The 14,557-nt window shown below is 70.4% G+C and carries 17 protein-coding genes and 1 pseudogene; 11 read left to right on the forward strand and 7 right to left on the reverse strand.

The genetic code is table 11. The features are described 5' to 3' along the window. Window positions 1-5: 5 nt before the first annotated feature. Window positions 6-878 (reverse strand): mycothiol conjugate amidase Mca, encoded by an 873-nt coding sequence (mca, locus tag ASC60_RS08275; protein WP_055548319.1) that lies wholly within the window; start codon window positions 876-878, stop codon window positions 6-8. Window positions 879-974: 96 nt separating this feature from the next. Here mca and ASC60_RS08280 point away from each other — a divergent pair, with 96 nt between their 5' ends. Further along, complete coding sequence (locus ASC60_RS08280) at window positions 975-1,385, forward strand: DUF4307 domain-containing protein (protein ID WP_055548323.1); 411 nt, start codon at window positions 975-977, stop codon at window positions 1,383-1,385. A gap of 249 nt (window positions 1,386-1,634) precedes the next feature. After that, the gene (gene greA, locus ASC60_RS08285; RefSeq protein WP_055548325.1) at window positions 1,635-2,132 is read left to right on the forward strand and encodes a transcription elongation factor GreA; all 498 of its coding nucleotides are present in this window, start codon (window positions 1,635-1,637) and stop codon (window positions 2,130-2,132) included. A 90-nt stretch (window positions 2,133-2,222) separates the two neighbouring features. On the opposite strand, the gene ASC60_RS08290 is transcribed toward greA, so the two are convergent. The 3 genes from ASC60_RS08290 to ilvA form a co-directional block, all read right to left on the reverse strand. Further along, window positions 2,223-3,086: an ABC transporter permease gene (locus tag ASC60_RS08290; RefSeq protein WP_055548333.1), complete on the reverse strand. Its 864-nt coding sequence runs from the start codon at window positions 3,084-3,086 to the stop codon at window positions 2,223-2,225. Beyond that, complete coding sequence (locus ASC60_RS08295; RefSeq protein WP_055548340.1) at window positions 3,086-4,090, reverse strand: ATP-binding cassette domain-containing protein; 1,005 nt, start codon at window positions 4,088-4,090, stop codon at window positions 3,086-3,088. The genes ASC60_RS08290 and ASC60_RS08295 overlap by 1 nt, the downstream gene beginning before the upstream one ends. 228 nt (window positions 4,091-4,318) lie before the next feature. Further along, window positions 4,319-5,596: a threonine ammonia-lyase gene (ilvA, locus tag ASC60_RS08300; RefSeq protein ID WP_234356842.1), complete on the reverse strand. Its 1,278-nt coding sequence runs from the start codon at window positions 5,594-5,596 to the stop codon at window positions 4,319-4,321. 158 nt (window positions 5,597-5,754) lie between these two features. On the opposite strand from ilvA, the gene ASC60_RS08305 reads away from it, so the two are divergent. From ASC60_RS08305 to ASC60_RS40640, 3 genes are all read left to right on the forward strand, one after another. Further along, on the forward strand, window positions 5,755-6,258 hold the full coding sequence (locus ASC60_RS08305) for a MarR family winged helix-turn-helix transcriptional regulator (protein ID WP_079038255.1): 504 nt from the start codon (window positions 5,755-5,757) through the stop codon (window positions 6,256-6,258). Window positions 6,259-6,353: 95 nt separating this feature from the next. After that, on the forward strand, window positions 6,354-6,866 hold the full coding sequence (locus ASC60_RS08310; protein ID WP_055548350.1) for a sigma factor-like helix-turn-helix DNA-binding protein: 513 nt from the start codon (window positions 6,354-6,356) through the stop codon (window positions 6,864-6,866). Beyond that, window positions 6,863-7,114, forward strand: coding sequence for a hypothetical protein (locus ASC60_RS40640; RefSeq protein ID WP_055548351.1), 252 nt, complete (start codon window positions 6,863-6,865; stop codon window positions 7,112-7,114). Before ASC60_RS08310 ends, ASC60_RS40640 begins: the two co-directional genes overlap by 4 nt. Before the next feature lie 16 nt (window positions 7,115-7,130). On the opposite strand, the gene ASC60_RS08320 is transcribed toward ASC60_RS40640, so the two are convergent. Then, the gene (locus tag ASC60_RS08320) at window positions 7,131-8,282 is read right to left on the reverse strand and encodes a cystathionine gamma-synthase (protein ID WP_055548353.1); all 1,152 of its coding nucleotides are present in this window, start codon (window positions 8,280-8,282) and stop codon (window positions 7,131-7,133) included. 102 nt (window positions 8,283-8,384) lie between these two features. Between ASC60_RS08320 and ASC60_RS08325 the strand changes: the two genes are divergently transcribed. The 4 genes from ASC60_RS08325 (at window position 8,385) to ASC60_RS08340 (ending at window position 11,019) form a co-directional block, all read left to right on the forward strand. Beyond that, complete coding sequence (locus tag ASC60_RS08325) at window positions 8,385-9,482, forward strand: hypothetical protein (protein ID WP_055548355.1); 1,098 nt, start codon at window positions 8,385-8,387, stop codon at window positions 9,480-9,482. Window positions 9,483-9,552: 70 nt separating this feature from the next. Next, window positions 9,553-10,239: a peptide-methionine (S)-S-oxide reductase MsrA gene (msrA, locus tag ASC60_RS08330; protein ID WP_055548357.1), complete on the forward strand. Its 687-nt coding sequence runs from the start codon at window positions 9,553-9,555 to the stop codon at window positions 10,237-10,239. Window positions 10,240-10,396: 157 nt separating this feature from the next. Then, a complete protein-coding gene (locus ASC60_RS08335) occupies window positions 10,397-10,750 on the forward strand; it encodes a DUF6247 family protein (protein WP_055548358.1) in 354 nt (117 codons plus the stop codon). Further along, entirely contained in the window at window positions 10,747-11,019 is a 273-nt protein-coding gene (locus tag ASC60_RS08340; RefSeq protein ID WP_055548360.1) for a hypothetical protein, read from the forward strand. Before ASC60_RS08335 ends, ASC60_RS08340 begins: the two co-directional genes overlap by 4 nt. A 341-nt stretch (window positions 11,020-11,360) precedes the next feature. On the opposite strand, the pseudogene ASC60_RS42670 reads toward ASC60_RS08340, so the two are convergent. Both ASC60_RS42670 and ASC60_RS08345 read right to left on the reverse strand, forming a co-directional pair. After that, a pseudogene (locus ASC60_RS42670) lies at window positions 11,361-11,549 on the reverse strand (transcriptional regulator); the annotation flags it as partial. A gap of 150 nt (window positions 11,550-11,699) precedes the next feature. Then, window positions 11,700-12,539, reverse strand: a complete 840-nt coding sequence (locus ASC60_RS08345) for an enoyl-CoA hydratase/isomerase family protein (protein WP_055548362.1) — start codon at window positions 12,537-12,539, stop codon at window positions 11,700-11,702. A 97-nt stretch (window positions 12,540-12,636) separates the two neighbouring features. On the opposite strand from ASC60_RS08345, the gene ASC60_RS08350 reads away from it, so the two are divergent. Then, window positions 12,637-12,996, forward strand: coding sequence for a helix-turn-helix domain-containing protein (locus ASC60_RS08350; protein WP_055548364.1), 360 nt, complete (start codon window positions 12,637-12,639; stop codon window positions 12,994-12,996). 405 nt (window positions 12,997-13,401) lie between these two features. Then, window positions 13,402-14,523 (forward strand): DUF2235 domain-containing protein, encoded by a 1,122-nt coding sequence (locus ASC60_RS08355; protein WP_055548366.1) that lies wholly within the window; start codon window positions 13,402-13,404, stop codon window positions 14,521-14,523. Window positions 14,524-14,557 lie beyond the last annotated feature (34 nt).

The following is a 14,557-nucleotide window of genomic DNA, read 5'->3' on the forward strand; positions in this document are numbered from 1 at the left end:
TGGGGTCAATTGTTGCGGATGCCCGCGAAGAGGTCGTCCTCGGGGAGGGAGGTATCCACGAGCGACTTCGCGAGCTCGTATTCTTCCGTCGGCCAGACCTCCTTCTGGATGTCCATGGGCACCCGGAACCAACCGCCGTCGGGGTCGATCTGCGTGCGGTGCGCGATCAGCGCCTTGTCGCGGATCTCGAAGTACTCGGCGCACGGCACATAGGTGGTCAGGGTGCGCTCCCGCCGGGAGAAATCCTTCCAGCGCTCCAGCCACTCCCCGTACGGCGACTCCAGGCCGCGCGCGAGCAGCGCCTCGTGCAGGGCGACGGTGCGCGGCCGGTTGAAGCCCTGGTTGTAGTAGAGCTTCTGCGGCTGCCACGCCGGGCCCGCCTCGGGGTACTTCTCGGGGTCCCCGGCCGCCTCGAAGGCCACCATCGTGATCTTGTGGGTCATGATGTGGTCGGGGTGCGGATAGCCGCCGTTCTCGTCATAGGTGGTGATGACCTGCGGCCGGAAGGAGCGGATCAGCTTCACGAGCGCGCCCGCCGCCTCGTCCACGTCCTGGAGCGCGAAGCAGCCCTCGGGCAGCGGCGGCAGCGGGTCGCCCTCGGGCAGCCCGGAGTCCACGAAGCCCAGCCACTCCTGCTTCACCCCGAGGATCTCGCGCGCCTCGTCCATTTCCTTGGCGCGCACCTCGTGAATGTGCTCCTCGATATACGGATCCCCCTGGAGCTTGGGGTTGAGGATGGAGCCGCGCTCACCGCCCGTGCAGGTCGCGACCAGCACGTCCACCCCCTCGGACACGTACTTGGCCATGGTGGCCGCGCCCTTGCTCGACTCGTCATCCGGATGTGCGTGCACGGCCATCAAACGCAGCTGCTCAGTCAAGTTCGATCCTCAGTGATTCGTCGCGGAAGACGGCTTCTATAGTGACCCACAGCGGGACCGAATAATTCCGGGTCTCCCGAGCAGGAGGAAGCGATCATGTCGGCGGTGCGTGAGGGCCTTCCCGAGGGGCGCTACGGCCGCTCCGCGGACGAGCGGGCCGACCGCAAGCTGAAGATCATCGGTTCGGTGCTCGGCGCCGGATTGATCGCCCTGATCGCCTGGTTCGGTTACGTGTACGTCGTCGAGGAGGACGTCAGCGGCCAGCTGACCGGTTTCAAGGTGACCGCGGCCGACACCGTCGACGTCCGGCTGGAGATCACCAAGGACCGGGACGCCACCGCCGTGTGCACGGTGCGCGCCCTGGACACGCGCCACGACGAGGTGGGCCGTAAGAGCTTCACCTTCGGTCAGCGCCAGGACGACCTGATCAAGGTCATGACAGTGCGCACCACCGGGCGCGCGACCAGCGCCGAGCTGGTCGGCTGCGATTCCGCCACGCACGGCTGAGCCGCGCGCCGGGCCGCCCGCCCGGTCACCGCCCCGACGCGGCCCGGAGAGCGGCTGGACACCGGCCGGAGGGCTCGGTCGATCACACCCGAACTAGCCGGTTTTGTCCCGTTTCATGCGCATGGAGCTGAGTTCCCTCCTCCCCGTTTCCTGTCGGAATTGTTAGGCTCGTGGTTTCGCCCGGCTTTGAAGGCGCACCCTTCTGAGTAGGGCGTTCATTTGTATTCCCAGCACCGACGAGGAGCACCTGTGACCCAGACCAGCGAGAACGTCACCTGGCTGACCCAGGAGGCGTACGACCAGCTCAAGGCCGAGCTGGAGTACCTGTCGGGTCCGGCACGTATCGAGATCGCGAAGAAGATCGAGGCTGCCCGGGAGGAAGGTGACCTCCGGGAGAACGGTGGTTACCACGCCGCCAAGGAAGAGCAGGGCAAGCAGGAGCTCCGGGTGCGTCAGCTGACGCAGCTCCTGGAGCACGCGAAGGTCGGAGAGGCACCCGCGGACACCGGCGTGGTCGCCCCCGGCATGGTCGTCACCATCGCCTTCGACGGCGACCCGGACGACACCCTGACCTTCCTTCTCGCCTCTCGTGAATACGCGAGCTCGGACATCGAGACCTACTCGCCGCAGTCCCCGCTGGGCACGGGTGTGAACGGCAAGAAGGTCGGCCAGGACGCCGAATACGAGCTGCCCAACGGCCGTACGGCATCGGTGCGCATCCTGGACGCCAAGCCCTACCAGGGCTGAGCGCCGCCCTCGAACGCCCGCACCCGCACGACTCACGGCGAGCCCCCGGCCCACATCCACGGCCGGGGACTCGCCGTATGACACAGACGGTCAGGCGGTCGCCGAGCGGTACTTCCGGACCGACAGCGTCCGGAACACCACGATGATCACCACTGACCACAGCACCGACGCCGGCACCGGATGCTGCATCGGCCAGGCGTCCGACACCACGCCCTGCGGATTGCCGAACAGCTCCCGGCATGCCTGCACCGTGGCGCTGAACGGGTTCCAGTCCGCGACGTGTCCCAGGAACTCGGGCATCTTGCTGGACGGCACGAACGCGTTCGAGATGAAGGTCAGCGGGAACAGCCAGATCAGTCCGCCGGACGTCGCGGCCTCGGGAGTCCGCACCGTCAGCCCGATCAGCGCGCCGATCCAGGAGAAGGCGTAGCCGAGCAGGAGCAGCAGGCCGAAGGCGCCCAGCGCGCTCAGGATTCCGTCGTGCACCCGCCAGCCCACGATGAGCGCGACGATCGCCAGCACGACCAGCGTCAGCGCCGTCTGCACCAGATCCGCGAGCGTACGGCCGGTGAGCACCGCGCCGCGCGCCATCGGCAGGGAGCGGAACCGGTCGATCAGCCCCTTGTGCATGTCGTCGGCGATCCCCGCGCCCGCGCCGGCCGTCGCGAAGGTGACGGTCTGCGCGAAGATCCCGCCCATCAGGAACTCGCGATAGACATCGGCGTCCGCACTGGCCTGCCCCGGCACCATGATCGCGCCGCCGAATACATAACTGAACAGCACCACGAACATAATGGGCTGAATCAGGCCAAAAATAACCACTTCCGGAATCCGCATCATCCGGATCAGATTCCGCCGGGCGACCACCAGCGAGTCCCGGACCGCCGCGAGCGGTCCGCCGCGCGGCCGGGGGGCGGTGGCGACGGTGGCGCCGGACTCCTCGGCAACGGCCATCACTTGCCTCCCTCGTGAGCACCGTTCGCCAAACCGCTCTCCAAACCGTTGTCCAGGCCGCCGTCCTCGGCGCCATGGCCGGTGAGCGAGATGAAGACGTCGTCGAGCGTCGGGCGGCGCAGCCCGATGTCGTCGATCTCCACGCCACGGGTGTCCAGTTCGCGGATGACCTCGGCGAGCAGCTTGGCCCCGCCGACCACCGGCACGGTGACCTTGCGGGTGTGCTCCCGCACCGTGGTCTCGCCCTTGCCCAGCACGCTCAGCACGTGCTCGGCGACCGCGATGTGCTCCCGCTCGTGCACCACGACCTCCACCCGCTCCCCGCCGATGCGGGCCTTAAGCTGGTCGGAGGTGCCGCGGGCGATGACCTTGCCGCGGTCGATCACGCAGATGTCATGGGCCAGGTGATCGGCCTCCTCCAGATACTGGGTGGTCAGCAGCAGCGTCGTGCCGCCCGCCACCAGCTCCTGGATGACCTCCCACAGCGCCTGCCGGTTGCGCGGGTCGAGCCCCGTCGTCGGCTCGTCCATGAACATCACGGGCGGGCTGACGACCAGGGCGGCGGCGAGGTCGAGGCGGCGGCGCATGCCGCCGGAGTACGTCTTGGCGGTGCGGTCGGCCGCGTCCGCCAGGTGGAACCGCTCCAGCAGCTCGTCCGCGCGGGACTTCGCCTCGCGCGCGCCCATCTGGTAGAGCTGACCGACCATCCGGAGGTTCTCGCGGCCCGTCAGATACTCGTCGACGGCGGCGAACTGCCCGGACAGGCCGATGGACCGGCGGACCTCATTGGGGTACTTGAGCACGTCCACCCCCGCGACCACCGCCGTTCCGCTGTCGGGGCGCAGCAGCGTGGTCAGCACGCGCACGGCGGTGGTCTTCCCGGCGCCGTTGGGGCCGAGCAGTCCGAGCACCGTTCCTTCCGGCACATCGAGATCGACGCCGTCCAGAGCTCTTACTTCGCCGAAGGTCTTCACCAGGCCCTCGGCGTGGATCGCGCCTGGCATGTTGGCACTCCCAGAGTTGGGTGTTCCTGGGTTGAGTCAGGTCCACGAAAGATCGTTTGACGTGACATGCGGCGGCGAATACTTCTCGCCACACAGGGACGCGTCCCCTCAATAAAGGCATATGTCAGCTCACAAGGGCAGCGTCGCGACAGCAACTGGAGAGGAATCCTAGCGCAGTCGCGATACAACGCGATATACGGGAGGTGACGAACGGCCCGCCGTGAACCGTCAGACCATCACGGTGTACCCGGCCCCGTGCAGCGCCTTCCGGACCTCGGCGCAGTGCTCCGGACCCTTCGTCTCCAGCTGCAGCTCCACCTCCGCCTCGCTGAGCCCCAGCCGCGGATTGATACGTACATGGCTGATGTCGAGCACATTGGCGTCCGCCGCCGACAGCTCCGCCAGCAGCGTCGCCAGCGCCCCCGGCCGGTCGGTGAGCCGCAGCCGCAGTGACAGATAGCGGCCCGCCGCGGCCATGCCGTGCCGCAGAACGCGCTGCATCAGCAGCGGATCCACATTGCCGCCGGAGAGCACCGACACCACCGGCCCCTCGAAGGACCCCGGATCCGCCAGCACCGCCGCCACCGGGCTCGCCCCCGCCGGTTCCACCACCAGCTTCGCCCGCTCCAGGCACAGCAGCAGCGCGCTGGACAGCTCGTCCTCGCTGACCGTACGGACCTCGTCGACGAGCGCGCTGATGATCCCGAACGGAACGTCGCCCGGCCGCCCCACCTTGATGCCGTCCGCCATCGTCACCGGCGCCTCGACCGACACCGGCCGCCCCGCCGCCAGCGACGGCGGATACGCCGCGGCGCCCGCCGCCTGCACCCCCACCACCCGTACGTCCGGCCGCAGCGCCTTCACCGCCACCGCGATCCCGGCCGCGAGCCCGCCGCCGCCGATGCCCACCACGATCGTGCGCACCTCGGGGCACTGCTCCAGGATCTCCAGGCCCACCGTGCCCTGTCCCGCGATGATGTCCGGGTGGTCGAACGGATGGATGAAGATCGCGCCGGTCTGCTCCGCGTACCGCTGCGCCGCGCGCATCGTCTCGTCCACGATCTGGCCCTCGAGACGGACCTCCGCGCCGTAGTCCCGGGTCGCCGCGATCTTCGGCAGCGGCGCACCCTCGGGCATGAAGACGGTCGACCGCACCCCGAGCAGCGAGGCCGCGAGCGCGACGCCCTGCGCATGGTTCCCGGCGCTCGCCGCGACCACCCCCGCAGCCCGCTCCTCCGCCGTCAGCCGCGCGATCCGCACATAGGCCCCGCGCAGCTTGAACGAGCCCGTACGCTGCAGGTTCTCGCACTTCAGCTGCACCGGGGCGCCGACCAGACCGGTCAGAAAGCGGCTGCCCTCCAAAGCGGTCAGCCGGGAGACTCCCGAGAGCGTCTTCTGCGCCTCGCGCACATCATCCAGGGTGATCGCCAGCGGGGTGGACGGTACGGAGCGTGCGGGGCGCCGGGCGGGGCCGGGCCCGTCCTCTCCGCCGGATCGTGGAGCCATGGCCCCAGTCTCGCAGCTCCCCCGGAACACGGCCGGGCGGGGGCGACCGGCGCCTGGCCGGTTGTCGGCAGGTTTCTGCAGCCCCCGTACGGGCAGCGGCCGGGCCGCGTACTCTGTGCCACATCCCACAGACCACCGCATGAAGTGAGCCCTAGGCCATGCCCACCCAATCGGACATGACGACTCAACTCGACACCGGCGTACTCGAATCACTCCAGCACCAGGTCGCGGTCTTCGCCCGCCGCGCGGAGCAGACCCGGCTCGGCGGCGTCGGACAGGCCCGCAACTCGATGGACCGCGCCGCCTACCTGCTGCTCAACCGGCTCGATCAGGAAGGCCCCATGGGGGTCAAGGCACTCGCCGGAGGCATGGGCATCGACTCGTCGACCGTGACCCGGCAGGTCGCCCCGCTGGTCGACTCCGGCCTGGTCAAGCGCACCTCGCACCCCGAGGACGGCCGCGCCGTCGTCCTCCAGCTCTCCCCGCGCGGCAAGGCCCGCCTGGAGGAGGTGCGCTCCTCGCGGCGCGAGCTGATGGCGCAGGTCACGGACGGCTGGACGGCGGAGGAGCGCGATATGTTCTGCGATCTGCTCACCCGCTTCAACGTCGCCCTGTCCGCCGCGCACGGCGGGATCCCGCAGGCGGCGGCACCGGCGTCCTGAAGCCAGGCACTCCCGACCGCCCGGACCTGTGACCGGACCCTTGACCGGGCGCCCCTGCCTGCCGTGTCCTTGAGGGACGAACGGCGGAGGGCGCGGTGCGAGAGCGGCGGGCAGCACGGGAGATCCGCCGGGCCCGGGAATTCGAGGCATTCGTCGCGGGCGCCGGTGGCAGGTTGCTGCACGCGGCCACACTGCTCACGGGGGAACCGACGGGGGGATCCGCGGGGGAAACCACGGGGGAAACCGAAGCCGCGCAAGCCCTGCTGACCGCCGCGCTCGCGCGCACCTACGCCCGCTGGGACCGGCTGCACGGCGAGGATCCGTACGACCGCGCCCGCCAGGAACTGGCCGCCCTCTTCGCCCACCGGGCCCGCCGCTACCGCCGCCCGCGCGGCGGCGTGCTCGACCGGCTCACCCCGCGTGAGCGGCTGGTGCTGGTGCTGCGGCTGTACGAGGGGATCGCGGAGGAGCAGACGGCGGCCACGCTCGGCCTGCCGGTCGAGCGCGTACGGGCCATCTGCACGCGCGCGGTGACCCTGATGCGCGCCGCCCCGCCCCCGACCGGCGCCCGGGCCGCCCCCGGCCCACCCCCGGTGGCGGCACGATGAGCTTCCCGGACCGCAAGGAGGACCAGGTCCGGCGGATGCTGGAGGGCCCGCACCCCGTGCTGCCGCCGGATCTGGCCGGGCGGGCGGCCGGGAGAGGGCAGCGGCTGCTGCGGCGCCGCCGGGCGGCGCGGGCCGTCGGCTGGGCGCTGCTGCTGGCCGCCGTCGTCGCGTTCACCGTCTGGGCGGCGGTCGTCCACCCGTGGGCGGGGCCGCCCACCGACACCACCCCTCCACTGGAGGGGTGGTGAGCGGTTCGGACGGGTCTCAGGCGAGCGCCTGGGTCAGATCCCCCAGCAGGTCGTCGATGGACTCGATGCCCACGGACAGCCGTACGAGATCCGCCGGCACCTCCAGCGCCGAACCGGCCGCCGAGGCGTGCGTCATCCGCCCCGGGTGCTCGATCAGCGACTCCACGCCGCCCAGCGACTCGCCGAGCGTGAAGAGCTTCGCCCGGTTGCAGACCTCGACCGCCGCCTCCTCGCCGCCGGTGACCCGGAACGACACCATGCCGCCGAAGCCCCGCATCTGCTTGGCCGCGACCTCGTGGCCCGCGTGCCCGGGCAGCCCCGGGTAGAAGACCTCGGTCACCTTGGGGTGGGCGGTGAGCAGCTCCGCGACGCGCGCGGCGTTCGCGCTGTGCCGGTCCATCCGTACCCCGAGCGTCTTGATGCCGCGCAGCACCAGCCAGGAGTCGAAGGGGGCGGCGACGGCGCCCATCGCGTTCTGGTGGAAGGTGAGTTCGTCGCCGAGGCCCGGGTCGGAGACGATCAGCGCACCGCCGACGACGTCCGAGTGGCCGCCCATGTACTTGGTGGTGGAGTGCACGACGACATCCGCGCCGAGCGCCAGCGGCTGCTGCAGGTAGGGGCTGGCGAAGGTGTTGTCCACCACGAGCCGGGCCCCCGCGGTGCGGGCGACGTCGGCGACGGCGGCGATGTCGGTGATGCCCAGCAGCGGGTTGCTCGGCGTCTCGACCCAGAGCACCTTCGTACGGGGGCGCAGCGCGGCCCGCACCGCCGCCGGGTCGGAGGTGTCGGCGACCGACCACTCCACGCCCCAGCGCTCGACGACCTTGGCGAAGAGGCGGAACGTACCGCCATACGCGTCGTTCGGGATGACCACGTGGTCGCCGGGCACCAGCAGCGTGCGCAGCAGGCAGTCCTCGGCGGCGAGGCCGGAGGCGAAGGCGAGCCCGCGGCGGCCTCCCTCCAGGGCCGCCAGGTTCTCCTCCAGGGCGGTGCGGGTGGGGTTGGCGGAGCGGCTGTACTCATAGCCGCCGCGCAAGCCGCCCACCCCGTCCTGCTTGTAGGTGGAGACCTGGTAGATCGGCGGAACGACGGCGCCGGTGAGCGGGTCCGCCTCCTGGCCCGCGTGGATGGCGAGCGTCTCGAAGCTGTGAGGGTGCTGGTCGGTCATGGGCCCGAGCGTAACGCGCGACGCGCGGTCCAGGATTCAACCGCCGCCCGGGCGCATAGGCTGGACCACAAGCCGTCACGGGACTTCACACGGGGACACCTCATGGAGCTTCTGATCTTCCTCATCGCCGTCGTCATGATCGGCGGGCTGATCGTGCTGCCCGCCCTGCGGCGCAGGCGCGGCGGCCGCGAGGCCCTGCGGGGCGCGATGCGCGCCACGGACCCGGGTGAGTACGGCTTCGTACCGCGCGAACAGCTGGACGTACGGCTGCCCGGCCCGGACCCCCAACTGATCGAGACCCTGGAGGAGGTCCAGGCGAACCAGGACTGGCAGCCCGCCTCCCGGCTGCTCGCGCTCACCGAGGCGACCTCCGAACTGCGCTGGCAGCGCGTCCAGACGCTCGCCGGAGCCGCCGCGTACGAACTCGCCCAGGCCCCCGGCCAGGGCGGGATGTGGCTGCGCACCTGGCGCGTCGCCGCCCCCGAGGACCCGGGCGCGGCCGCCGTGCAGGCGGAGTTCCTGGTCCGCCAGGCGCTGCGCGACCCGTCCTCGCAGGACTTCCGCATGATCCTGGAGGAGGCCCGGGACGTCTGCCACGAGGCGGCGCGGCTGGCCCCGGACGACCCCGTTCCGTACATCGTCGAACTCGGCGTCGCCCGCGGTCTGCCCTATCGGCAGGCCGACTTCGAGGAGCTGTGGACCAAGGTCACCGACCGCGCCCCGCACCACATGGGCGCCCACCTCGCCGCCCTCCACTACTGGTGCGAGAAGTGGCACGGCTCCCAGGACCGCGCCGACGCCTTCACCCACGCCGCCGCCGGGTCCGCCCCCGACAAGAGCCTCCTGCCCGCCCTCCCCCTCTTCGGCGTCTTCGAGCACCTGCCCGAGGTCAACCTCGTCCGCAGCCTCTACCAGAGCGACGTGATCACCAAGGCGGTCGAGGGCGCCCTGTACGCCGTCCGCCAGGCCCCCGCCGACCACCCCGTCCTCCCCCACGTCCGCCATCTGCTGGTCTGGTTCCTGGTCCGCTCCGAGCGGTACGCGGACGCCATGGAGCAGCTGCGCCACGTGGACGGCCACGTGGGCGCCGTGCCCTGGTCGTACGGGGCGGATCCGGCGGCCGAGTACGCCGTCTACCGGGCGCTGGCGGTGGCCGGCTGGGAGGGGCGGGGCGGATCCCCCGCGACCCTCCCGAAGTGAGCCCCGCGGAATTCGCCGCCTCGGCCGCCCGTTGTAAGGAACAGCCGCCTATGCCCGAGGAGCCCTTCCCATGCTGTTCAACCGCCGCCAGAACCACCTCCCGACCCCCGAGGAGGCGCTGAAGGGCCGCCCCGAACCGGGCTTCACGGTCCCCGACCGCCACACCGTCCTCGGCAACCCGCTCGCCGGCCCGTACCCGCGGGGCCTGGTCGTCGCCGACTTCGGCCTCGGCTGCTTCTGGGGCGCCGAGCGCGTCTTCTGGCAGGCCCCCGGCGTCTGGACCACCCTGGTCGGCTACCAGGGCGGCCACACCGAGAACCCCACCTACGAAGAGGTCTGCAGCGGCCTCACCGCCCACACCGAGGCCGTCCGCGTCGTCTTCGACCCCTCGGTCACCTCCTACGGCGCCCTCCTGAAGCTCTTCTGGGAGTCCCACGACCCCACCCAGCACTTCCGCCAGGGCAACGACGTCGGCACCCAGTACCGCTCGGCCATCTACACCCACTCCGCCGAGCAGCAGTCCGAGGCCGAGTCCTCCCGCGCCGCCTACCAGTCCGTCCTGACCGGCTCCGGCTACGGCGAGATCGCCACCGAGATCCTCCCCGCCGGCCCCTTCTACCCGGCCGAGCCGTACCACCAGCAGTACCTGGACAAGAACCCCGCGGGCTACTGCGGCATCGGCGGCACGGGCGTCAAGCTGAGTGACCCGTCGACGGGCGGTTCTTGCCCGACAGGAATCGCTCCGGCTGGTGACTGAGGCGACGCCCCTCCGGCCGACGCGACGGCGATGCCCAAGCGCTCGCTGACCCCGCCATAGGCCGAGGTGGCGCGCCCTCACTCGTTCGGGCGATGCGATCGGGCTCGCACTCGATACGCTGCTCCCAGGGATCAGAATCTCGCCCATGGGAGCAGCAATGACCACCTCCGCCACTGGGCAGCCACTCATCCCTCAGCCGCCTGCCACTGTCACGGCCCTTCGCCAAGCCGTCGCGCAGATCGCCCCCGCCGCCCTTCCCGCCTTCACGCGGGAGCTGGATCAGGCCGCCGATCAGTCCCGGCAGGCTTCCGACCTGGCCCCCCTCCAGCGGTTCATCGCCCAGTGGGCCGTCTACGTCCACATTCAGCGGCAGCCGAATGTCGCCAAAGAGTTCCGTCACTGGGAGGACGCTGCCGAGACCGGCGACGCGACGCAGGCCCGACGCGCCGCGTCCGCAATCGGCAAGCTCCTGGACGACGCACATGCCGCGCTCGGACTCCCACCTCGATGAGCGTCGGATGGCGCTGGGAGTACGACCCCGATCACGCTCACGTGGCAGGCGGCATCCCCGCTCACGTGGTGACCGAAGTGGAGCGTCTCGCCGGACAACTGGTCGACCTGGCCGGCATGGGCGTCGATGTCAGCGACTACGGCAATGGCCCGCGGGCAGGGGGGATACGCCGCATGGACGCGGCAGGTGGCTATTTCTTCTTCCTGGTGGCACCACGAGACCAGCTGATCGTGATCGTCCGCATCATGCCACCGTTCCAAGACCTCTAGACGGGCGCCGGGGTCACATGGCAGCGCAGGCTCGGCGGCACGGGCGTCTCCTGCCCGATCGGGGTGGCCCCGGCGGATGGTTAGTCCGTGGCCTGCTTCCGCAGTGTTCCGGGCCAATGCACTCCATGGCGACTTCGGGGGCACGAAGCAAGGCGCTGGGTGGGCTGGGCCAGTGGTGGGGAGTTCCGGCAGGTCTGCTGCTCATCGCGGCGTGCGTCAACTCCTCTGCCGGACCAGCCGTAGTGACCGCGCTCTCGGCGATCACAGTCGCATGGTGCCTCTTCCAGGCGCCTGAGTTCTGCGCGGGCCTGTTCTCCGACGGAAAGGCCACCGTCGTCGACGCCGAACATGTTCCGAACGGCGCTGACGTCCTCCAGCCTCACCCGGGGTCCGGGCTTGGGCTGCTGGTCGAGCGTGCTCAACAGCCAGTCCCGGCTTGGTCCGATGCCTGCCACGGCGGCGAACGGTGCTGAGGCCAAGAACTTACGACGGTCCACGCCGTCCCTCCCCAAGTCGGCAACGGCGTCCAGGTGGAGGCGGTTCACCAGCCTGTTCCCTGCGCCGCCATGGGGGGCCGGAACGGCCCGGCCACCCCATCGCAGCTGCCCGGGACCCTCGAAGAGAGCTGTGCCGGCCTGCTCCGCGCTCGGGGGGCAGCGGTCCGGCCGTGGGGGCCGGTTTCAGCCGAGCCCGTCGATGAGGGCTTCCAGGCGGCGCTCCCCGTCCCGAGTCTGGGCGCCAGCGGCCAGCGCCTCCTGTCCGAGGCGGCCCGCGATGGGGGTGTTGAAGAGCCGGCCGAAGAGTTCGTTCGCCTTCCGCAGCCCGTCGGCGGTGGACACCGCGGCGGTGTCCACCGCTTCGACGGTGGCACGAGCGACGCCAGACGGCAGGGCGGCGATGCGGGCAGCGAGGGTGTCGACGACGTGGTCGAGTTCGGCACCCGGCACGGCCCGGTTCACCCAGCCCATCCGTTCCGCGGTCGTGGCGTCGATCAGCCCTCCGCCGAGGATGATCTCCAGCGCGCGGGCGCGGCCGACGAGGCCGGGCAGGTAGGCGGTGCCACCCGCCCCCGGGATGATGCCCATCCTGTCCTCCGGCTGTGCCAGGCCGGCGTGCTCACGCGCCGCGAACCGAAGGTCCATCGCGGACAGCAGTTCCGCACCGCCGCCGCGTGCCAGCCCGCGCAGCTTGGCGATGGTGATCTGCGGCAGCGTTCGAATGCGCTCGTGCAGCCGCATCATCGGATTCAGGGCCGGGTCCTGCTCGGGCGCGAGGGTGAGCGCCGCGAACGATGCGGGGTCGTCGGCGATCCGCATGTCGCCGTGCGCGACGAAGAATTCCGGGTCCGCGCTGTCAAAGACGATCACCCGGATGTCGTCGTTCACGGCCATGGAACCCGTGAAGTGGTCCAGGTCCGTCATGAGGGCGGCGTCGAGCAGATTGACTGGAGGGTTGTCGATGACGGCGTACGCCACGCCACCGGAGACAGAGACCTGGAGGGTCGAGTAGGTATCAGTCATGGGTCCTGTCCTCACGGAGAGAAGCAATAGGTATCTCATGTATATCTAGTAGTTCCAGTACACTTCAACGAGATCAGGTATCACGAAGGGAACCAGCGTGACCCGAACGGAACTCGACGAGAGCGGTCGGCAGCTGCTCGACCAGCTCTTCGACAAGTGGTCACTGCTGGTGCTGGCCGCCCTGTGTGACCGCCCCCGGCGTTTCAACGAGCTTCGCCAGCACCTGCCCGTCATCACTCCGAAATCACTGACCGCATGTCTGCGGCGGCTGGAACGCAACGGCGTGGTCGAGCGAGTGATCCTGTCCACGGAGCCGGTGGCGGTCGAGTACCGCATCTCCCCCCTGGGACGGACACTTGAGGCCCCCCTTCAGACCCTGCTGGGATGGGTGCACGATCATCTCGACACCATCGATGCCTCCCGCTCCCACTACGACCAGCGACGTGCGGACGGCTGAGGCTCGGGATTGCGCTGCTTCCCGCCTCGTACATGCGACCGAGGCAGGAAGCGCCGGACTGCCCGTCCCTGGCCAGACCTGCGGAGATCCGCGCGTAGGCCGCCACCGGCGCTGACTGAGAGTCGTTGGTCCTACCGCTCCCTGTAGTCGTCCCAGACTGATATCGCCTGAGAGGCAGGAGTACCTGGACGAGAACTCCGCGGGCTACTGCGGCATCTGGCGGCGCGGGCATCTCCTGCCCGATCGGGCGGACGGCTGACCTTCGATGGCCACCGGCTGAGGCCCGGCTTCGGGCCGGCTTCGGGCCGGCTTCGGGCCGGCTTCGGCGAATGGCGGGGCCGGCGGAGTGGTGCGACGATCGAATCACGTCTGTGCGGTCGCTGTTCCTCCCCGGAGGGAGCCGCCATGGCCAAGAAGCTGGTCCTCTGCTGCGACGGCACGTGGGACCTCGCCGACCAGCCCCACAAGACGAACGTCACCAAGATCGCCCTGGCCGTCCGGCGGCGGGCAGAGGGCGTGGAGCAGCGCGTGCACTACGGGCGCGGTGTAGGCACCCGCCGGTGGGAGCGCCTGGGCGGCGGCGCGTTCGGCATGGGGTTGTCCAGCAACGTCCTGGACGCCTACCGCTTCCTCGTCGACGCCTACGAGCCCGGCGACCAGCTGTACCTGTTCGGATTCAGCCGGGGGGCCTTCACCGCCCGCAGCCTGGCCGGCCTGGTTCGCAACTCCGGCATCCTGCGCCGGGAGAACGCCCACCGGATCAAGGAGGCGTGGGTCCTGTACCGCGACCGGATCGAGAAGCCGACCGGCACGGCCGCCACCCTGTTCCGCCAGGCGTATGCGTACGAGACGGAGATCCGCTTCATCGGCGTGTGGGACACGGTCGGTACCCTCGGCATCCCGGCTCCGGGCCCCCGGTGGCTCAAGCCGGTCGTGGCCTCGGTCAACCGCCGGTGGGCATTCCACGACACCGAACTGAGCAGCTGGGTGAAGGCGGCCTTCCACGCACTGGCCATCGACGAGCAGCGCACATCGTTCATCCCGACGCTATGGCACCAGCAGCCCGGCGCCGACGACAGCGGCCAGGAACTGAAGCAGGTGTGGTTCGCCGGAGTGCACAGCGACGTCGGCGGCGGCTACAGCGGGACGGCCCTGTCCGACATCACCCTCCTGTGGATGGTCCACCAGGCTCGCCGTCACGGGCTGGACTTCGACCCCGAGGTCCTCAGCGAGACCACGCCGCGCGCCATGGACTTCCCTGTGCGGCCCGACAGCATGGGCACGCTGCACACCTCACGCACCGGCCTCTACCTCATGGAACGCCCGTGGCACCGGCCCGTTGGGCAGTCCGCGGACACGTCGGGTCGCGCCGACGGGTGCGAGTACCTCGCGGAAACCGCTCGCATACGCCACGACGAGGACGCGTCCTACCGGCCGCCCGAACTCAGCCACTACCTCGCGCAGGGACGCGTACATATCGAGCCGGTACCCCTGACCGCTCCCGAGTCGCTTCGAGCGCCTGGGTAGGCAGTGCCAGTTGGGTAGGCAGTGCCAGTGAGCC

Source organism: Streptomyces sp. NBRC 110028, from assembly GCF_001417735.1.
GTDB lineage: Bacteria > Actinomycetota > Actinomycetes > Streptomycetales > Streptomycetaceae > Streptomyces.